Raw genomic sequence first — 19,567 nt, 5'->3', positions numbered from 1 at the left:
CACTTCAAGGAGAACACCATGCCTGCGCAGTACCACATCAGCCTGCCCGACCCGTCCAAGGCACGCGGCAACGACCCTGACCTGTCCTTCCATTCGCAGGGCGCCGCCGGCTTCGCCGAGGAGCTGCAGGATGCCCTGCGCAGCGGCACGTTGTTCGAACGCTGGAAGGCCAAGCAGCCCGACCCGGATGCAGTGGAGCCGCAGTGGGGCGCAACCGATCCCGAGGCCACCGTGACCGGTGAGCAGAAGGACCTGCGCATCAACCTGGTGGCCACCACCCGCATCGACAGCGATGTGTTCAAGCAGCGCCTGCGCCTGCTGGCCGGCAGCCACTGGGAACTGCGCGACGTGCGTTGAGGCACCCTACCCCGCCGGGCACGGCGCGGCGCTAACGTGCCCGTGTCGTGATCGACCCGGTGCCGATGACCATGCTTGGGTGGACGCCAACCTTGTGCGGCGCTTGCACAAACGACTGCCAACCAAGGGTGGCAATTACTGATGCACCGTCGGACATGGCCCGGCGCTACTGAAGCCTGCTCCGGTAGGCGCCAACCTTGGTTGGCGCTTTCCAACCCGCCGCGTATGTGGCTGGCACACTATGGGAATGAGAAACAGAGATGCCATCACCCGGCCGGGTACGCGCGGCGAGAAGAAGCTGCGCGATGCCCCACGCCGACTACGCGACCTGCAGCATTGGGCTGACTGCTTCAGCGGTGCGTTTCCCTCGTCGGAGGAGCTGGGCAGTCAAGCTCGCTACTGGAACTACAAGGTTCCGACCCGAGCAGGTCTGATCGAAGGCCCGGCCACCACCCTGAGAATCCAGCGTGCCTGCGCCCAATCGCTCATCAGCGCCTGCGCAAATCTAATCCAGTCGCGGCCCGCTTCACAGGCTACTGTGCGGGTAACCTGCTGCATCGCCCAGCCGGGGATGTTCTCCAGCGAGATTTGCCTTTACCTGGACGAAGCGTACTTCCAGGGCCACGTCGCCTCGACAGCGGATGGCCAGGTCACCGCCATCACCTCGCGCAGCCTTTCCGCCGAATGGCAGCTCGTCCTACCTCGAGGCGTTGAGGAGCGAGGTGTGCAGGTCAGCATTCCTCCCACCGACCACGATGACGGTCTGGAACAGGAATACTGGTTTTACGGCGAGGTCGCCGACAGGCGTTGGTGAACGAGGACGCAAGCTCGGTCGGCGCTTCCGGGAAGCGCTGCCAACCAAGGTTGGCAACTACCGAACCGCCGGGTAGTGGCGGCCGCTACCCAGCGCGCGGTACAGCGCTATGCGCACGATCGCAGCCCCGGCCTGACTGTACAGCGCGATGTCCTTGGATGGCCGGAACCCCAAACAGGCTGGTTCTGTACGACCAGCGGCGAGCCGGATTGGCCTGGCCGAACAGGATGAGGCGGTTTGGCGGCGACGGGCAGCAGCGCGTGACGGGCTGGTCCGCTCAACAGTCCATGGTTCCGTGCGCGTTGCCCTCGTCATCCAGCACGTGCGCATGCAGGACCACCTGGTTGCGGCCGGCACGCTTGGCGGCATACAGGCCGGCATCGGCGTCGGCCAGCAGCTGATCGGCGCTGGCCATCGCTGGCGGATGCAAATAGCCCACGCCGATGCTGATGCTGACCGCCCCTTCCGGCAGCGGCAGCGCCGCCACCGCCTCGCGCAGGCGCTCGGCCAGTGCCAGCACGCCCGACAGCGCGGTTCCGGGCACGATCACCGCGAATTCCTCGCCGCCGTAGCGCGCAACACGGTCACCGGCGCGGCCGGCGCTCGCCTTCAGGACCGCTGCCACGGCCTGCAGGCAGCGGTCGCCGGCGGGATGGCCGTGGCGGTCGTTGAAGGCCTTGAAATGATCGATATCCAACAGCAGCAGGCCCAGCTCGGTGCCACTGCGCCGTGCGCGGTTCCACTCGGCCAGCAGCAGCGCGTCGAACTCGCGCCGGTTGGCCACGCCGGTCAGGCCATCCTGGCGCGCCAACTGGTCCAGCGAGGCCTGCCGTTCCATCAGGTCCACCTGCAGCAGGATGCTGCGCAGGCCGAACCCCAGCGTCGCCACCACGAACCCGCTCACGGCCAGAGGCCGGGCGTGGTCGACCACCAGCGTGCCTACCACCAGCAGCAGCAGCGGCAGGATCATCGGGCCGGCCGCCTGCACCGTGCGCGCCATCCGCGGATGCGGCGCCAGGACCCGCGCCGGTGCCTGGCTGAGTGCGAGCAGCGCCAGCAGCAGGAACGGCAGATCGATCAGCAGGTCGGCATAGGCACCGAACGCATCGCCGGAGGTGTAGTGGTTGATGTAGTACGCCACCAACAGGTAGGTCACCGCATACATCGCCAGCGCGCGGAAAAAGGTGCGCCGCTCGGGAACGTCGCCGGCCAGCCAGCGCACCACCGCGAACACAGCGATGCACAGGTTCTGGATATCGAACATGCGTTGCATGTTGGCCAGCGCGTGGTCGTCGATGTCAACGCGGGCGGCAAACGACTGCGCGTGCACGAAGAACAGCACGCCCAGCAGCGCCGCCATCGCCGCATCGATCAGGCTGATGCTGACCCGTTCCCGGCGCGCCCGGGCCAGGATGAACACCAGGGGCACACCGTAAAGCACATAAAGGAACAGGCTTGCGCGCGGGGTGAAATCGGCACGCCCGGCGCCCAGGGCGTCAATCATGTTGAACGCCATGCCGCCGGCCCACAGCAGCAGGGCCAGCGCCGTGGCGCGCCACCCCAGTGCCGCGCGGTCGCGGCGGGCCCGCCACAGGCAGGCGATCGCAGCCAGCAGCGGGGCGCCGGTCAGGAAAACGAAGGAACCCGCCCCGGCGGGACCGGGCCACAGGGCCAGCACCAGCCCATGGCACAGCACATACAGCAGCGCCAGCACTACCGGCATGCCTTCCCCCATCCGCAAGGCCGTATGGGCGCACGATAGCGCGCCGGCACGCCACAGCGGCGTGATCCACTGCGGCAAAACAACACGCTGCGCGCACCGCCACGGTAGTGCCGGCCGCTGGCCGGCATCCGGGGGAATCACGCGGCGGCAGGTTGCCGGCCAGCGGCCGGCACTACCGAAAGCCCTCAGGCGTACAGCGTGTGGGTGTGATGGGTCGGCACGCCACGGCGGCGTGATCCACTGAGGCAAAACAACACGCCGCGGGCACCGCCAGGGTAGTGCCGGCCGCTGGCCGGCATTCGAGGGAATCACGCGGCGGCAGGTTGCCGGCCAGCGGCCGGCACTACCGGAAGGCCCCCAGGCGTGCAGCGCGTGGGGGTGATGGGCCGGTACGCCACAGCGGCGTGATCCACTGCGGCAAAACAACACGCCGCGTGCACCGCCACGGTCGTGCCGGCCGCTGGCCGGCATCCGAGGGAATCACGCGGCGGCAGGTTGCCGGCCAGCGGCCGGCACTACCGGAAAGGCCTCAGGCGTGGAGCGCGTGGGGGTGATGGACCGGTACGCCACAGCGGCGTGATCCACTGCGGTAAAACGATACTCCGCGTGCACCGCCAAGGTCGTGCCGGCCGCTGGCCGGCATCCGAGGGAATCACGGGGCGGCAGGTTGCCGGCCAGCGGCCGGCACTACCGGAAAACCCTCAGGCGTGCAGCGTGTGGGCGTGGTGGGGCTGGCACGCCACCACCGCGTGATCCACTGCGGCGAAACGACGCTCCGCGTGGACCGCCACGGTAGTGCCGGCCGCTGGCCGGCATCCGAGGGAATCACGCGGCGGCAGTTTGCCGGCCAGCGGCCGGCACTACCGGAAGGCCCCCCGGGCGCGGAGCGCGTGGGAGTGGTGGGGCTGGCATGCCACCACTGTGATCCACTGCGGCAAAACAACACGCCGCGTGCACCGCAAGGGTAGTGCCGGCCGCTGGCCGGCATCCGAGGAAATCACGGGGCGGCGGGGGGTTGCCGGCCAGCGGCCGGCACTACCGGAAAGGCCCCCAGGCGTCGAGCGCGTAGGCGTGATGGGCCGGCACGCCACAGCGGCGTGATCCACTGCGGCAAAACAACACGCCGCGGGCACCGCCACGGTAGTGCCGGCCGCTGGCGGGCATCCGAGGGAATCACGGGCCGGCAGGTTGCCGGCCAGCGGCCGGCACTACCGGCAAGGCGTCAGCCGTGCAGGGCGCGGGCGTGGTGGGCGATGTGCTCGCCGATGAAGCTGGCGATGAAGTAGTAGCTGTGGTCGTAGCCCGGCTGCAGGCGCAGGGTCAGCGGATGGCCGGCCGACGCGCAGGCCTCCTGCAGGCGCTGCGGCTGCAGCTGGGTCTGCAGGAATTCGTCCGCCTCACCCTGGTCGACCAACAACGGCAGCCGCTCGCTGGCCGCGGCAATCAGTGCGCAGGCGTCCCATTGCGCCCAGTCGGCCGGGTTGTCACCCAGATAGGCAGTGAACGCCTTCTGCCCCCACGGGACATGGCTGGGCGCGACGATCGGCGAGAACGCCGACACGCTGCGGTAGCGCCCCGGGTTGCGCAGCGCGATCACCAACGCACCGTGGCCGCCCATCGAGTGACCGCTGATGGCGCGTGCGCGGGTCGCCGGGAACTCCGCTTCGATCAGCGCCGGCAGCTCGTGCACTACGTAGTCATGCATGTGGTAGTGCTTCGCCCAGGGCGCGCGGGCGGCGTTGAGGTAGAACCCCGCGCCCTTGCCGAGGTCGTAGCCTTCGGCATCGGCCACGTCATCACCGCGCGGGCTGGTATCCGGCGCGACGATGATCACGCCGTGTTCGGCCGCATAACGCTGCGCGCCCGCCTTGGTGATGAAATTCTGCTCGGTGCAGGTCAGCCCACTCAGCCAGTACAGCACCGGCAGCGTCTGCGTTTCCGCCTGCGGCGGCAGGTACACGGCGAACTGCATGTCGCAGCCCAGCGTGGTCGAATGATGGCGGTAGACGTCCTGCCAGCCACCGAAACAGGCGCGGTGTTCAATGCGTTCCATCAGGCTCTCCTGCGCACCGGCCTCGGCCGGCACGTCTATTGATCAGTTCATCCAGCTGCGAAAGCAGGTGCAGAAGCGGCTCGACACCGGGCTGGCCGTCGAGGTTGCGGTACGCCGCCACCGCCACGTCGCTGCGCGGTGGCCACTGGCCGTCGGCGCGGGCTTCGTGCAGGCGCGGCAGGAACACCTGTGCCAGCCAGTGCTCGAACGGCATCTCGTCGATACCGAAAGGTGAATCCACCGCACGCGGTGGCCCCACGTCGCCGTCGACCCAGCCCAGCGCGCGCAGCGCCTGCTCGATCGGGTCGACCAGGGCCGCGCGCGGGTCTTCCGCACGCGGCCGGCGCAGGGCATCCAGCCAGCCCATGACGCGGCTCAGTAATGGACCACCGAACGGATCGACTTGCCTTCATGCATCAGGTCGAAGGCATCGTTGATCTTGTCCAGGTCCATGGTGTGGGAGACGAACGGCGCCAGTTCGATATCACCCTTCATCGCGTCTTCGACCATGCCCGGCAGCTGGCTGCGGCCCTTCACGCCGCCGAAGGCAGTGCCCATCCACTTGCGGCCGGTCACCAGCTGGAACGGGCGGGTGGAGATCTCCTGCCCGGCACCGGCCACGCCGATCACCACGCTCTGGCCCCAGCCACGGTGCGCGCATTCCAGCGCCGCGCGCATCACGTTGACGTTGCCGATGCACTCGAAGCTGTGGTCTACGCCCCAGGTGGTCATTTCAACGATGACCTGCTGGATCGGCGTGTCGAAGTCCTTCGGGTTGATGCAGTCGGTGGCGCCGAATTCGCGCGCCAGTTCGAACTTGGACGGATTGGTGTCCACCGCGATGATGCGGCCGGCCTTGGCCTGGCGCGCACCCTGGATCACCGCCAGGCCGATGCCCCCCAGGCCGAACACCGCTACGCTGTCGCCCTCCTGCACCTTGGCGGTGTTATGCACCGCGCCGATGCCGGTGGTGACGCCGCAGCCGAGCAGGCAGACGTGCTCCGGGTTGGCGTCCGGGTTGATCTTGGCCAGCGAGACTTCGGCCACCACGGTGTACTCGCTGAAGGTCGAGCAACCCATGTAGTGGTACAGCGGCTCGCCGTTGTAGCTGAAGCGGCTGGTGCCATCGGGCATCACGCCCTTGCCCTGGGTGGCGCGCACCGACACGCACAGGTTGGTCTTGCCGCTCTTGCAGAACAGGCACTCGCCGCACTCGGCGGTGTACAGCGGAATCACGTGGTCGCCCGGCTTGACGCTGGTCACGCCCTCGCCCACTTCAACCACGATGCCGGCGCCTTCATGGCCCAGCACCACCGGGAACAGGCCTTCCGGGTCATCGCCGGACAGCGTGAACGCATCGGTGTGGCAGACACCGGTATGGGTGATCTTCACCAGCACTTCGCCCTTCTTCGGCGGGGCGACGTCGATCTCGACGATCTGCAGCGGCTGGCCGGGACCAAAGGCGACGGCGGCACGGGACTTCATGGTGGCTTCTCCAAGGGCAGGCAGTAACAGGATGGGCGGCGCACTGTTGCGCCGTCGTTTATTTCAGGTACGAGCGGATCAACGCGCTCATGTCGCGCACGCGTTCGGCGCGTTGTGCGTCGGAGGCGGCGGGCTGGCCGAACTCCTCGCGCAGATGGGCTTCCATCACCTCGGACATCAGGCCGTTGACCGCGCCACGGATGGCGGCGATCTGCTGCAGCACCGGCCCGCAGTCGGCGCCAGCTTCGAGCGCGCGATCCAGCGCATCGCACTGGCCGCGGATGCGGCGCACGCGGGCCAGGACCTTCTTCTTCTCTTCGGGGGAGTGCGGCATGGCGGGCCACTTCGGAACTATACTGGGGGATAGTATACACGGCCACCCTGCCAGTGTCACCGACGCGCCCTGCCGTCATCGTGATCCGCCGGCAGAGCCGGGCTAAAGAACGCCGCCACGCAGCCGCTACCCGGTGCCTGATGGCGAATGAGTCGCCGGCAATGACACGGAGTTCTGATGATGGTGCGCCTCCTGCTGCCCGCCTGCCTGGCCATGGCCTTGGCATTCCCCGCACTGGCCGAGCAGGCCCCCACTGACGCGACGGCCCAGGTGGATCTGCAGCAACCGGCGCGCATCCGCCTGTTCAGTGCCAATGGCCAGTATCTGGCGATGCGCAAGAACCACACGCGCAGCGGCGCCGAAGCCGAGGTGGTCAGGGTGGAGAGCAAGGCGTCCAAGGGTGTGTTCAGCACGCTCGCCTCGTTGGCCACCGGCAATGAAAGCACCTCGATCGGCATGCCCGAGTCATTCGCCACCGGTACGCTGGGCGGTATCCGCAAGCCCTTCTATCGCGAATTCGCACTGGTGCCGGGCCAGCTGGTCAATGTGATGGCCAACTTCGAGGGCAATCGCCGCTGCGTTCCCGCGGGCGAAAGGGTTCGCGACCTGCGCTTCACGCTGCCGCCCTCGCTCCTGCTGACGCCGGAACCCGGCCTGGACTACGAAGTATCGTTCGGTACCGACGGCAGCAGTTGCGGCATGAACGCCAGGCTGCTGCTGGCCGACGGGCGCTCAGTGCCACTCCCCACCGAGTTGCAGCGGCAACGCTCACCAAAGACGTACAAGGTGGAAGGAACGCATCTGTATACCTTCCTGTTCCGCCCGGGCAGCGTGTACTACCGCCCGGTCGGCGAGGCGGAGGACCTGCAGCTGCGCATCGACGATGCCGAACATGCCGACGCATTCGAAACGGCGATGCGCGAGATCGCCTCGCGGCCCGGCACCCAGATGTGCATCGTGCTGCCGGACTTCTTCTACAAGAGCCCGCTGAAAGACCGGCTTGACCGCGTCCTGGACGAGCAGGACAAGAATTTTCCGGCCATCCTCGAACCGATCGAAGGACTGCGCAAAGTCCGCCAGCTTGAGGACCATGTGCCCACCACCTTCCTGGATGCTGCCGCGTACTGCCAGTTGGCAGGGATGATGGCGTTCCCGCCCCGCAACACGCTCGATGGCGCACCCGACGTGGCAGCCCCGGCTCAGTCAAACAATCCCTGAGCCGCCAGCCGCGCCAGCTCATCCACCACATAACGCACCTTCGGCCGCAGGTGGCGGGTTGGCGGCCACAGCGCATGGATGTCGATATGCCGCTGCATGTGCGCATCCAGCACCGATTGCAGCGCGCCGGATTCCAGGTGCCGGCGCACCAGTGACTCCGGCATCTGGCAGATACCCAGCCCAGCAATGGCGCCGTCGATCACTGCATCGCCGTCGTTGAGCTGGTAGGCCGCATTCGGGATGAACGTTCCTTCGGCATCATCACTGCCAATCCGCCACGCCACCGGTTGCCCGTGGCGGAAGCCGACGATGCTGCGGTGCTGTGCCAGTTCCTCCACGGTCGCAGGCACACCATGCGCCTGCAGGTACTCCGGCGATGCACAGGTGACCAGGCGCTGGCGACCCAGCCGGCGCGCGACCAGGTGCTCTGCGTGGTGCAGCCCACCGAAACGGATCAGCAGGTCGATGCCCTCTTCGACCGGATCAACGAAGTGATCGGTGAAGGTCATCGTCAGCTGCAGGTCCGGGTACTGCCGGCACAACCGCAGCAGCACCGGCAACACCACCAGCCGCCCGAACGAGGACGGCATGTCGATGCGCAGCCGCCCGCTGGGCAGGCCGGCCGAACCCAGGCAGGCCTCGGCGGCGGAGATTTCTTCCAGCGCCGCCGCACACGACGCGTAGTACGCCTCGCCGTCGGTGGTCAGCGCGATGCGGCGCGTGGTGCGGTGGAACAGGCGCACGCCCAGCCGCGTTTCCAGCCGGGCGATGGCCTTGCCCACCGCCGAGCGTGAGACGCCCAGTGCATCGGCCGCTTCGGTGAAGCTGCCCGAGCGGGCCGCGGTAACGAAGGTCACCAGGCCATTCAATGATTCCAGCGGCAGCATTCTTTCCCCCACATTGGGGACAAATAGTCCCACACTCAGGGAGATCGAAGCGCTTTATGCGCCCGCATGTCAACTCCATCCTGTGGGCATCGCGCCGCTGGCGCTCCTCCCCCCGCACCGAGATGACCGACATGACCGCCACTCTGTTCCGCCCCTTCGACCTGTCAGGCACCCTCCTGCGCAATCGCATCGTGATGGCCCCGATGACCCGTGCCCGCAACCCCGGCTCGGTCGCCAATGCGCTCACCGCGCAGTACTACCAGCAACGCGCCAGCGCTGGCCTGATCATCAGTGAAGGCACCCCGGTCTCGCCGCAGGGCCAGGGGTACATCGACGTGCCGGGCATCTGGTCGGCCGAGCAGGTGGCGGGCTGGAAGCAGGTGACCGAGGCCGTGCATGCCGAACAGGGCACGATCTTCGCCCAGCTCTGGCATGTGGGCCGCATGTCGCATTCCTCGCTGCAGCCCGATGGCGGACAACCGGTCAGCGCTGGCACTCGCCCGGTCGCCAGCGCACCGAAGAACACCTCGTTCGTCTACCTGGACGACGGCAGCCGCGGCCATGCCGATCCCACTTCGGCGCGTGCGCTGGCCACCGAAGAGATCCCCGGCATCGTCGACGACTTCGTGCGCGGCGCGGAGAACGCCATCGCGGCCGGCTTCGACGGCATCGAGCTGCATGCTGCCAACGGCTACCTGTTCGAACAGTTCCTCAACCCGCTCATCAACCAGCGTGAGGACCGGTATGGCGGCTCGCTGCCCAATCGTGCGCGCCTGATCCTGGACACCGTCGATGCGATGGCGCAGCGCATCGGTGCCCACCGTATCGGCGTGCGCCTGGCACCGAACAACCTCACCTTCGACATGCCGTTCTACCCCGACAACGAAGCCACCTATCTGTACCTGGCCGGGGAACTGGGCAAACGCGGCCTGGCCTACGTGCATCTCAACGACAACCTGCAGGCGGGCCAGTCGGTGCTGGGCGAGGCCTTCCTGCAGCAGTTCAAGCAGGCCTACGGCGACACCCTGATCGTGGCCGGTGGCATGACCCGCGAACGCGCGCTGCAGCTGGTCGAGGCGGGCACCATCGACCTGGCCGCGTTCGGCCAACCGTTCATCGCCAACCCGGACCTGGTCGAGCGCCTGCAGCGCGACATTGCGTTGGCCACTCCGGACCGCACCACCTACTACGGGGGCGGCGAAGCGGGTTACCTCGACTACCCGCGCGCACGATAGATCCACGCCCCGCATGGATGCGGGCGTACACTGCCCGCCCGCATCCACCGGATCTGCCCATGGATACGCCCACCGCATCATTCATCGTCAACCTCGACGTCCCCGATCTCGCCGCCGCCGAAGCCTTCTACACGGAAGCCTTCGGCCTGCGCACCGGCCGCCGTCTCGGCCCGGGCGCGGTGGAACTGCTCGGTGGACCCACGCCGCTCTACCTGCTGCACAACGACGCCGGCAGCGCCGCCACCGAAGACGGCGACGTGCGCGACTACGAGCGCCATTGGACGCCGCTGCACCTCGACTGGGTGGTGGATGACATCGAAGCCGCGCTGGCACGTGCGGTTGCAGCCGGGGCAACCGTTGAACAGCCGGTGCGCGAACGCCGCTGGGGGCACATCGCCGTGCTGGCCGATCCGTTCGGGCACGGCTTCTGCCTGATCCAGTTCAGTGGCGAAGGCTACGACGCGCTGGTGACATGAGCGATTGGGGTGGGTGCCGGCCGTGGGTCGGCACTGCATCCCTTACCGCCACTACGCCCGCAGCATATCCACGAACGCCCGAAGCGCGCCCGGCATCTGCCGCTGCTTCGGGTAGTACAGCGCGAATCCGGCGAACGGTTCGCTCCAGTCTTCAAGCACTGCCACCATCTGCCCCGAGTCGATGTACGGCCTTGCCGTGTCTTCCAGCACGTACGCCAGGCCGATGCCATCCAGAACGGCGCGCACGATCGTGCCCTGCTCGCACAGGGTCAGCCGCCCCGGTACATCGATCTCCAGCGCCTGCCCACCGCGCTCGAACTGCCACTTGTACAGGTGCCCGCTGGCGAAGCGGAAGCGGATACATTCGTGCGCGGCCAGGTCGCGCGGATGCTGTGGCGCCGGGCGCCGCCGCAGGTAGTCCGGCGAGCCGACAATCAAGCCACGCAGCGGTGGGCCCATCGGCACCGCCACCATGTCCTCGGGTACGAACTCGTGCAGGCGCACACCGGCGTCGTAGCCTTCGGCGACTATGTCGACCAGGCCATCGTTCTCGGTCAGCTCCACCCGCACGTCGGGATGGGCGTGCAGGAAGCGCGCCAGCCGCGGCCCCAACTGGGTCGGCACCGCCGCGCGGGTGGCGTTGATGCGCAGCAAGCCGGCCGGGGCGGCGCGGAAGTGGTTCATTTCTTCCAGTGCGTCGTGCACTTGCCCCAACGCCGGCTGCAAGCGCTCCAGCAGGCGCTGCCCGGCTTCGGTCAGGGCCACGCTGCGGGTGGTGCGATGGAACAGGCCCACGCCCAGCCGCTCCTCCAGCGCGCGGATCGCATAGCTCACCGCCGAGGTCGACAATGCCAGTTCGGCACCGGCGCGGCGGAAGCTGCGATGGCGGGCAACTGCGGCGAACGCGGCCAGATGGGTCAGGTTGTCAGTGGCCATTGTGCAGTTTCACTTGATGAATCATGCCGATATCCGCGCTTCTTGCCACTGGGCATGGGGCGTATTGTAAAGCGCCTTTCGATAAACCCTGCCAAGGATTCCCCATGTCCCTCGCCCGTGGTTACGCCGCCCATTCACATACCGCCCCGCTGGTGCCCTACGCGTTCGAACGTCGCGCGGTCGGCCCAGACGACGTGCGCATCGAGATCCTCTACAGCGGCATCTGCCACTCCGACCTGCACCAGGCCCGCGATGACTGGGGTGGCTCGATCTACCCGATGGTGCCGGGCCACGAGATCATCGGCCGGGTGACCGAAGTCGGCAGCAACGTCACCCGCTTCAAGGTCGGCGACCACGCCGGCGTCGGCTGCATGGTCGATTCCTGCCGCCACTGCGACGCCTGCCAGCACGACCTGGAGCAGTACTGCGCCGAGGGTGCGACCTGGACCTACAACGGCCGTGAACGCGAAACCGGCGCGCCGACCTACGGCGGCTATTCCGACCACGTGGTGGTCGAGCAGCGCTTCGTGGTGAAGGTGTCCGACACCCTCGACCTGAAGGCGGCCGCACCGCTGCTGTGCGCCGGCATCACCACCTGGTCGCCGCTGCGCCACTGGAAGGTCGGTCCGGGGCAGAAGGTGGGCGTGATCGGTCTCGGTGGCCTCGGCCACATGGGCGTGAAGTTCGCCAAGGCACTGGGCGCGCACGTGGTGATGATCACCACCACGCCGGAAAAGGGTGCCGATGCCAAGCGCCTGGGCGCCGATGAGGTACTGGTCTCGCGCGATGCCGCGCAGATGAAGGCGCACGCCGGCAGCTTCGACTTCCTGCTCAACACCATCCCGGTCGGCCATGACACCAACCCGTACATGGGCCTGCTCAAGCGCGAGGCCACCATGTGCCTGGTCGGCGTACTGACCGAACTGGACCCGCCGCTGACCGGTGGCAGCGTGATCTTCGGCCGCAAGCACCTGACCGGCTCGGCGATCGGCGGCATGGCCGAAACCCAGGAAATGATGGACTTCTGCGCCGAGCACGGCATCGTCAGCGATGTCGAGATCATCGACATCAAGAACGTCAACGAGGCCTGGGAACGCATGGCGAAGAACGATGTGCGCTACCGCTTCGTGATCGACATGGCGACGATGAAGGACGCCGCCTGATCCAACACAGATGTGGAAATGAAAAACCCCGGCAATGCCGGGGTTTTTCTTCTGGTAGTGCCGGCCGCTGGCCGGCACCCCCGCATGGCGATCAGTACGCGAATTCGCGGAACACCGGATCGACGTCGCCGTGCCAGCGGCCATGGAACAGCGCCAGCTTGCGCTCGGCCGGGGTCAGGCCGGATTCGACGATCTCCTGCAGCACGTCCAGGAACTTGCTCTCGTCCTGGCCGTCGGCATTGCGCGCCGCGCGGCGCCTGAGGCCTTCCACCGAAATCTTCACCGCTTCCCGGGCCAGGTCGCGAACCGTGCCATTGCGGAACGGCAGGTTCATCGCATGCTTGGGCACGCCATCGCGCAGCGCATGGCGCTCGGCCAGGGTGAAGTCATGCACCAGGTCCCAGGCAGCATCGAGTGCGGTGTCGTCGTACAGCAGGCCGACCCAGAACGCGGGCAGCGCACACAGGCGGCTCCACGGGCCGCCATCGGCGCCACGCATTTCCAGGTACTTCTTCAGGCGCACTTCGGGGAACGCGGTGGTCATGTGGTCCGACCAGTCGCGCAGGGTCGGCAGCGCACCCGGCAACACCGGCAGCCTGCCCTGCATGAAGTCGCGGAAGCTCTGCCCGCTGGCGTCGTGGTAGATGCCATCGCGGTAGGAGAAATACATCGGCACGTCGAGCAGGTAGTCGACATAGCGCTCGTAACCGAAGCCATCCTCGAACACGAAGTCGAGCATGCCGGTGCGGTCGGCGTCGGTGTCGGTCCAGATGTGCGAGCGGTAGCTCAGGTAGCCGTTCGGCTTGCCTTCGGTGAACGGCGAGTCGGCGAACAGCGCGGTGGCGATCGGCTGCAGCGCCAGCGACACGCGGAACTTCTTTACCATGTCCGCTTCGGTGGCGTAGTCCAGGTTCACCTGCACGGTGCAGGTGCGGGTCATCATGTCCAGGCCCAGCGAGCCGACCTTGGGCATGTACGAGCGCATGATCTTGTAGCGCCCCTTCGGCATCCACGGCATTTCATCGCGCTTCCACTTCGGCTGGAAGCCCATGCCGAGGAAACCCAGCTGCAGTTCGCCGGCCACCTGTGCCACTTCGTTGAGGTGGGTGCCGGTCTCCACGCAGGTCTGGTGGATGGTCTCCAGCGCCGCGCCGGACAGTTCCAGCTGTCCGGCCGGTTCCAGCGTCACCGAGGCACCGTCGCGCAGCAGCGCGATCGTGTTGCCGTTTTCCTGCACCGGCTCCCAGCCGAAGCGGACCAAACCGTTGAGCAACGCTTCGATGCCGCGCTCGCCCTCGAACGTGGGCGGGCGCAGGTCATCCAGGCGGAACCCGAACTTCTCGTGCTCGGTGCCGATGCGCCACTGCGCGCGGGGCTTCTCGCCGGAGGCGATCACCTCCACCAGCTGCGAGCGGTCGGTAATGGGGGTATCGGCGACGTGGCTGGGGCTCGACAAGGGGAAGGCTCGCTGGACGGTGGCGGGGGATGTGGGGCTCGCGGCCTTCCATCGCAAGGGCGCACTATAGCGTGGCACCCCGTTGCGTCATGCGACGGTGACGGGTTTCAGCATCCTACCGACGCCCTCTTGACCCTCGTACACTCAGCGCATGAGCCGCCATTCGCGACACCCCGAACTGCACCGCTCCGAGCGCGTCGGCTGGCTGCGTGCCGCCGTGCTGGGCGCCAACGATGGCATCGTCTCGGTGGCCGGCCTGGTGGTCGGCGTGGCGGCCAGCGGCGCCTCCGCTGCCACCCTCCTCGCCACCGGCGTGGCCGGCACCGTGGCCGGCGCGATGTCGATGGCCGCCGGCGAGTATGTCTCGGTGCAGACCCAGGCCGACACCGAAGCGGCCGACCTGGCCATGGAAACGCGCGAACTGCGCGAAGACCCGCACAGCGAGCTGGAGGAACTGGCTGCGATCTATCGCCACCGCGGCCTGGAGCCTGCATTGGCCCGGCAGGTGGCCGAACAGCTGACCGCCCACGATGCACTGGGTGCCCACGCCCGCGATGAGCTGGGCATCACCGACACCCTGCGCGCGCGCGCGCTGCAGGCGGCGCTGGCCTCGGCCGGTGCGTTCACCTGCGGAGCAGCACTGCCGGTGCTGACCGCCCTGCTGGCGCCGGTCGACAAGGTCGCATTGATGACCACTGCCAGCACCCTGCTCGGCCTGTGCCTGACCGGCGCGGTGGCAGCCCGGGCCGGGGGTGCACCGCCTGTGCGCGGCGCGATCCGGGTGATGTTCTGGGGCGCGTTGGCGATGGCTGCGGCGGCCGGCGTCGGTCGCCTGTTCGGTGCCCAGGTGTCATGACCGGCATGCTGCCACCGGCCACCGCAGTGCTGGCCGAGATGGCCAGTCTGGCCGGCTGCGGGCGCGCCGAGGGCTACGCCTGCATCACCGCGCGCCGCGAGCATGGCGCCAGTTCGGTAGAGGTTCCGCAGCCGCAGTTCGCGATCCTGCTGGAAGGCCGCAAGCAGGTGCGCACTGCACACCAGTCGCTGACGTTCGTTCCCGGCGACATCCTGCTGCTGACCCAGCGGTGCCGCATCGACGTGGTCAACACCCCTGATCCCTGCAGCGGCCGCTACCTCAGTGCCATCGTGCCACTCTGCGCCGAAGTGCTGGCGGCGGCGCGTACGCTCTGGAACGAAGAGCTTCCCGCGCAGGGTCCGGCGATGGCGCGGCTGCCGTTGATCGAACATGCCGTGGTGCTGCGCCAGTGGCGGCAATCACTGCAGGACGGGCGTTACAGCGAAGCGCGACTGGCCCTGGCCTCGCTGGTGCTGACCCTGTGCCGCCAGGGTCATGGCAACCTGCTGCTGCCGCAGGCGCCGAGCCTGAGCGAACAGATCCGCGACCGCATCGCCGCCGAACCGGCACGCGACTGGCAATCACGTGATGTGGAAGCGCAGTTCGCGCTGAGCGGCGCCACCCTGCGCCGCCGCCTCGCCGCCGAAGCCACCAGCCTGCGCCAGCTGCTCACCGAGGCGCGGTTGGCGCATGGCATGCAGCTGCTCTACACCACCGACCTGCCACTGAAGACCGTCGCCGCACGCGCGGGTTACCGGTCTGCGGCGAGTTTCAGCAAGCGCTTCGCCGAGCAGTACGGACTGGCTCCGACCGACATTTGAGGGGGTTCGGCAGGGCTTGCAGCCCTGCTTCGGTAGTGCCGGCCGCTGGCCGGCAACAGCAACAGCGTGCATTCCGTGGGATGGCGGGGAGGTGTGGGTGGGCAGGACACGCCGTAAACCCCGCTCCGCGGTCCGGCCCAGCCGCTGGCGGCTGGGCCCCGGAGTGGGACTTGCGGCGTCCCCCGCAACCGGACCCACCCCGCCATCCCACGGATAGCCCGCTGTTGCTGTTGCTGTTGCTTCGGCCATTGCCGTTGCCTCTGCGGGTGCAGGGCGCAGCCCTGCAGACAACACCCCTTCCCTGAGCATTCCGCGCAGCGGATTGAGCGCCGCGCATACGCCCGTCACGGCACGCTGGCACCACGGAATCACCCGTTCACCGAGAACCGCCATGACCCTGCACCCCCTGCCGCTGCGCGGCGCCCTGCTGCTGGCCCTGTCCTCCCTGCCGCTGGCTGCGCTGGCCGAAGCCACCTCGCCCGCGCCCACCCAGCAGGTACCCGGCGTCTACCACCAGCGCGTCGGCACCTTGCAGGTCACCGCGCTGTTCGATGGCGTGGTCGCGCTGGGCCGCCAGGAAGTGGTGGATGTGCCAGCGACGCTGGTCAGCCGCCTGCTGGAAGGCCGCTACGTACCGGAAGACAAGAAAGGCCTGCAGACCGCGATCAACGCCTTCCTGGTGCGTCAGGGCAACCACCTCACCCTGGTCGACACCGGCACGGCGCAGTGCTTCGGCCCCGGCCTGGGCCAGGTGCTGGGCAATCTGCGTGCCTCCGGCGTGGACCCGTCCGAGGTGGATGAGGTGCTGCTGACCCACGCCCATCCGGACCACCTGTGCGGCGTACTCGACGCACAGGGCAAGCCGGCCTACCCGAATGCCACGGTGTGGTTGTCCAAGGCGGATGCCGATTACTGGCTCAACCCGGCCAGCGAGGCCACCGCGCCGAAGGGCGTGCGCTTCGCCTTCCCGCTGGCACGCAACGCGGTGGCGCCGTATCAGGCCAGCGGCCACCTGCGCACCTTCAGCCCCGGCGATGCCCTGCCCGGTGGCGCGGTAGCGATGGATACCCATGGCCATACCCCCGGCCATGTCTCCTACCGGTTCGACAGCCAGGGCCAGTCACTGCTGGTGTGGGGCGATGTGCTGCACTTCCACGCGGTGCAGTTCGCGCATCCGGAGGCGGCGTTCGAGGCCGACTCGGACCGCAAGGCGGCCATCGCCAGCCGCCGGAGCCTGCTGCAGCAGGCCACCACCCGCGGCTGGTGGGTGGCCGGTGCACACCTGCCGTTCCCGGGCCTGGGCCACGTGCGCAGCGAAGGCCAGGCCTATGCGTGGGTGCCGGCGGAGTATTCGCCGTTGTGAGGGTGTGCCGACCAAGGTCGGCACCCACCCGATCGGGTAGCGCCCGGCTGCCAGCCGGGCGACCGGAGAGCCTTATTCCAGCCCCAGCCAGCCGCCGATCACGCCGCGGGCTTCGTCCACGCCGGTGCGGTCTTCGCCGGAGAACACCTGCACGCTGACGCTGTCGCCATAGGCCGAGTGCAGCTCCTTGCGCACCTTCTGCAGCGTCTGCATCTGCTGGCTGCGGCTGAGCTTGTCGGCCTTGGTCAGCAGCGCGTGCGCCGGCAGGCCGCGCTGCACGGCATAAGCCAGCATCTGCCGGTCGTAGTCCTTCAGCGGATGGCGGATGTCCATCACCACCACCAGCCCCTTCAGGGCCTCCCGGGTGCGGAAATACCTGTCGATGAAGGCCTGCCAGTGCGCCTGCAGGTCCAGCGGCACCTTGGCGTAGCCATAACCGGGCAGATCGACCAGGTGCGCGTCCGGAGTGATCTGGAAGAACACCAGCTGCTGGGTGCGGCCGGGAGTCTTGGAGACACGGGCCAGGGCGTTCTGGCGGGTCAGCGCGTTGAGCGCACTGGACTTGCCGGCGTTGGAGCGGCCGGCGAAGGCCACTTCGGCCCCTTCATCGGGCGGCAGCTGCCGCACATTGTGGGCCGAGAGGTGGTAACGGGCGCGTTCGATGAGCAATGACATATGCCTAGGATCGCATGTTGCGGCGCCGCGCGCCCGTGCCGGCGGCCCGTGCCGGCATTTTTGCTGCACTGCTGCGTTGACCGTGCGCGGAAACGGCGTTGATAATCCGGGCGATGCCGGCCGCCATCGCCCGGCCCGGTCCATACGGAGCTTCAGCATGCGCCACGCTCGCGTTCTTGCCGTATCCGCCCTTGCCACTGCCGTAGTCGTTGCCGCCGCTGCGTTCGCGCAGACCACGTTGACTCCGCTGCCCGACAACGGGCCGATCCGCACCGCGTCGCTGGAGGTGGACTTCAGCAAGACCCACTGGGGTGATGCCAAGGCCGGCCAGACCAAGGCGACGGCCTGTGCGGCCTGCCATGGCGCCGACGGCAACTCCACGGTGGAGATGTATCCGTCCATCGCCGGCCAGAGCGAACGCTACGTGGCCCAGCAGATGGCCCTGATCGCCAATGGCCAGCGCAGTTCCGGCGCCGCGGTGGCGATGGTGCCGTTCGTGCAGAACCTCACCCCGCAGGACATGCGCGATATCGGCGCCTACTTCGCCACGCAGAAGGCCAACGCGGGCATCGCCGATGACACGGCGGTCACCGACGGCCCCTACAAGGGCATGAAGTTCTACGAGATCGGCCAGCAGCTCTACCGTGGCGGCGATGCCAAGCGTGGCCTGCCGGCCTGCATGGCCTGCCACGGCCCCAGCGGTGCCGGCAATCCCGGCCCGGCCTATCCACACCTGGGTGGGCAGCACGCCAGCTATGTCGCGCGCCGCCTGCAGGAGTACCAGGCCGGCCAGACCAACGAGACCGACAAGGCGCACTTCCAGATCATGGCCACGGTCGCGCAGAAGCTCAGCGAGCAGGAGGTGCAGGCCCTGTCGAGCTACCTGCAGGGCCTGCACAACAAGGCCGACGATGTGGCCGCTGCGGCCGCGCCGACACAACCGGCTGCCGCCCCCTGAGCACCACTGGTCGGCCGGGGCCGCGACGTCGGCCCACGGCTGCGGTATGTTTCCTTCACGCCGGCGGCTGCGCCGGCGTTGCTTTTTTCAACGGAGATGCGTGTCGATGAGGTTGATTTCCCGCCTGCTGTTGTCCGTGCTGGTGCTGCTGCCGCTGGCAGCCTGCGCCGCCACCCCCGCCAATGCCCCGCTGGTCGAGGGCAAAGACTACGAGCGCATCGCCCAGCCGGGCCCGTTCCAGCCGCTGGCCGGCAAGATCGAGGTGGTCGAGGTCTTCGGCTACACCTGCCCGCACTGCGCCCATTTCGAACCGCAGCTGGAAGCCTGGGCGGCCAAGCTGCCGGCCGACGTGCGCTTCACGCCGGTCCCGGCGGCCTTCGGTGGCGCCTGGGATGCCTGGGCACTGGCCTACTACGCCGCCGACGAAGTCGGCGTGGCCAAGCGCAGCCACGCTGCCGTGTTCAAGGCCCTGCACGAGCAGGGATCGCTGCCGATGCAGAACGTCTCGGCCGATGAGCTCGCCACGTTCTACAAGGCCTACGGCGTGACCCCGGACCGCTACCTCCAGGCGCTGCGCGGCGATGCCGTGCAGAAGAAGGTCGAGGCCGCGCGCGCGTTCGCCCAGCGCACCAAGGTGCCGGGCACCCCGGCCATCATCATCAACGGCCAGTACCTGGTGCGCGGCAACAGCTTCGACGACCAGCTGCGCATCGCCTCGGCGCTGATCGCCCAGGCCCGCGCCGCCCGCGGCCGCTGA

At 68.1% G+C, this 19,567-nt stretch carries 20 protein-coding genes; 11 read left to right on the top strand and 9 right to left on the bottom strand.

All coding sequences use genetic code 11. The features are described from left to right. Window positions 1-18 precede the first annotated feature (18 nt). Window positions 19-357 carry a hypothetical protein gene (locus BLS66_RS19645; protein WP_049469108.1) on the top strand — a complete coding sequence of 113 codons (339 nt, stop codon included), beginning with the start codon at window positions 19-21 and terminating at the stop codon, window positions 355-357. A gap of 247 nt (window positions 358-604) precedes the next feature. After that, complete coding sequence (locus BLS66_RS19640) at window positions 605-1,171, top strand: DUF3916 domain-containing protein (protein WP_083348187.1); 567 nt, start codon at window positions 605-607, stop codon at window positions 1,169-1,171. Between the two features lie 277 nt (window positions 1,172-1,448). Here the strand turns inward: BLS66_RS19640 and BLS66_RS19635 are convergent, their stop codons facing one another. The 5 genes from BLS66_RS19635 to frmR form a co-directional block, all read right to left on the bottom strand. Next, window positions 1,449-2,894, bottom strand: coding sequence for a GGDEF domain-containing protein (locus BLS66_RS19635; protein ID WP_074726598.1), 1,446 nt, complete (start codon window positions 2,892-2,894; stop codon window positions 1,449-1,451). Between the two features lie 1,222 nt (window positions 2,895-4,116). After that, window positions 4,117-4,947, bottom strand: coding sequence for an S-formylglutathione hydrolase (fghA, locus tag BLS66_RS19630; RefSeq protein WP_074726617.1), 831 nt, complete (start codon window positions 4,945-4,947; stop codon window positions 4,117-4,119). Next, window positions 4,934-5,314 (bottom strand): YqcC family protein, encoded by a 381-nt coding sequence (locus BLS66_RS19625; RefSeq protein WP_074726597.1) that lies wholly within the window; start codon window positions 5,312-5,314, stop codon window positions 4,934-4,936. The genes fghA and BLS66_RS19625 overlap by 14 nt, the downstream gene beginning before the upstream one ends. 8 nt (window positions 5,315-5,322) lie before the next feature. Further along, window positions 5,323-6,432 (bottom strand): S-(hydroxymethyl)glutathione dehydrogenase/class III alcohol dehydrogenase, encoded by a 1,110-nt coding sequence (locus BLS66_RS19620; protein WP_074726596.1) that lies wholly within the window; start codon window positions 6,430-6,432, stop codon window positions 5,323-5,325. Window positions 6,433-6,490: 58 nt separating this feature from the next. After that, window positions 6,491-6,766, bottom strand: coding sequence for a formaldehyde-responsive transcriptional repressor FrmR (frmR, locus tag BLS66_RS19615; protein ID WP_049470415.1), 276 nt, complete (start codon window positions 6,764-6,766; stop codon window positions 6,491-6,493). A 177-nt stretch (window positions 6,767-6,943) separates the two neighbouring features. Here frmR and BLS66_RS19610 point away from each other — a divergent pair, with 177 nt between their 5' ends. After that, entirely contained in the window at window positions 6,944-7,984 is a 1,041-nt protein-coding gene (locus BLS66_RS19610; RefSeq protein ID WP_049470412.1) for a hypothetical protein, read from the top strand. Here the strand turns inward: BLS66_RS19610 and BLS66_RS19605 are convergent. Further along, window positions 7,966-8,871, bottom strand: coding sequence for a LysR family transcriptional regulator (locus BLS66_RS19605; RefSeq protein WP_049470409.1), 906 nt, complete (start codon window positions 8,869-8,871; stop codon window positions 7,966-7,968). The two genes, BLS66_RS19610 and BLS66_RS19605, sit on opposite strands and share 19 nt — an antisense overlap. 131 nt (window positions 8,872-9,002) lie before the next feature. Between BLS66_RS19605 and BLS66_RS19600 the strand changes: the two genes are divergently transcribed. Further along, window positions 9,003-10,106 carry an alkene reductase gene (locus BLS66_RS19600; RefSeq protein WP_074726616.1) on the top strand — a complete coding sequence of 368 codons (1,104 nt, stop codon included), beginning with the start codon at window positions 9,003-9,005 and terminating at the stop codon, window positions 10,104-10,106. Between the two features lie 59 nt (window positions 10,107-10,165). Then, window positions 10,166-10,582 carry a VOC family protein gene (locus BLS66_RS19595; RefSeq protein WP_074726595.1) on the top strand — a complete coding sequence of 139 codons (417 nt, stop codon included), beginning with the start codon at window positions 10,166-10,168 and terminating at the stop codon, window positions 10,580-10,582. 51 nt (window positions 10,583-10,633) lie between these two features. On the opposite strand, the gene BLS66_RS19590 is transcribed toward BLS66_RS19595, so the two are convergent. Continuing rightward, the gene (locus BLS66_RS19590) at window positions 10,634-11,518 is read right to left on the bottom strand and encodes a LysR family transcriptional regulator (RefSeq protein WP_049470402.1); all 885 of its coding nucleotides are present in this window, start codon (window positions 11,516-11,518) and stop codon (window positions 10,634-10,636) included. A 104-nt stretch (window positions 11,519-11,622) separates the two neighbouring features. Between BLS66_RS19590 and BLS66_RS19585 the strand changes: the two genes are divergently transcribed. After that, entirely contained in the window at window positions 11,623-12,681 is a 1,059-nt protein-coding gene (locus BLS66_RS19585; RefSeq protein WP_049470398.1) for an NAD(P)-dependent alcohol dehydrogenase, read from the top strand. A 91-nt stretch (window positions 12,682-12,772) separates the two neighbouring features. Here the strand turns inward: BLS66_RS19585 and BLS66_RS19580 are convergent, their stop codons facing one another. After that, complete coding sequence (locus BLS66_RS19580; protein ID WP_049470395.1) at window positions 12,773-14,137, bottom strand: glutamate--cysteine ligase; 1,365 nt, start codon at window positions 14,135-14,137, stop codon at window positions 12,773-12,775. A 151-nt stretch (window positions 14,138-14,288) separates the two neighbouring features. Between BLS66_RS19580 and BLS66_RS19575 the strand changes: the two genes are divergently transcribed. The 3 genes from BLS66_RS19575 to BLS66_RS19565 all read left to right on the top strand — a co-directional run bounded on the left by BLS66_RS19575 (window position 14,289) and on the right by BLS66_RS19565 (window position 17,177). Beyond that, window positions 14,289-14,993 carry a VIT1/CCC1 transporter family protein gene (locus tag BLS66_RS19575; protein WP_074726594.1) on the top strand — a complete coding sequence of 235 codons (705 nt, stop codon included), beginning with the start codon at window positions 14,289-14,291 and terminating at the stop codon, window positions 14,991-14,993. Continuing rightward, a complete protein-coding gene (locus tag BLS66_RS19570) occupies window positions 14,990-15,814 on the top strand; it encodes a helix-turn-helix transcriptional regulator (protein ID WP_049470390.1) in 825 nt (274 codons plus the stop codon). Before BLS66_RS19575 ends, BLS66_RS19570 begins: the two co-directional genes overlap by 4 nt. 391 nt (window positions 15,815-16,205) lie before the next feature. Further along, window positions 16,206-17,177: an MBL fold metallo-hydrolase gene (locus tag BLS66_RS19565; protein WP_074726593.1), complete on the top strand. Its 972-nt coding sequence runs from the start codon at window positions 16,206-16,208 to the stop codon at window positions 17,175-17,177. 72 nt (window positions 17,178-17,249) lie between these two features. On the opposite strand, the gene yihA is transcribed toward BLS66_RS19565, so the two are convergent. Next, on the bottom strand, window positions 17,250-17,852 hold the full coding sequence (gene yihA / locus BLS66_RS19560) for a ribosome biogenesis GTP-binding protein YihA/YsxC (RefSeq protein ID WP_049466467.1): 603 nt from the start codon (window positions 17,850-17,852) through the stop codon (window positions 17,250-17,252). A gap of 157 nt (window positions 17,853-18,009) precedes the next feature. Here yihA and BLS66_RS19555 point away from each other — a divergent pair, with 157 nt between their 5' ends. Continuing rightward, complete coding sequence (locus BLS66_RS19555; RefSeq protein WP_049466465.1) at window positions 18,010-18,810, top strand: c-type cytochrome; 801 nt, start codon at window positions 18,010-18,012, stop codon at window positions 18,808-18,810. A gap of 106 nt (window positions 18,811-18,916) precedes the next feature. Continuing rightward, entirely contained in the window at window positions 18,917-19,567 is a 651-nt protein-coding gene (locus BLS66_RS19550) for a thiol:disulfide interchange protein DsbA/DsbL (protein WP_049466462.1), read from the top strand.

Origin of the sequence: Stenotrophomonas pavanii, from assembly GCF_900101175.1 — a bacterium.
GTDB lineage: Bacteria > Pseudomonadota > Gammaproteobacteria > Xanthomonadales > Xanthomonadaceae > Stenotrophomonas > Stenotrophomonas pavanii.
This window is presented reverse-complemented; position numbering and strand designations above follow the sequence as displayed.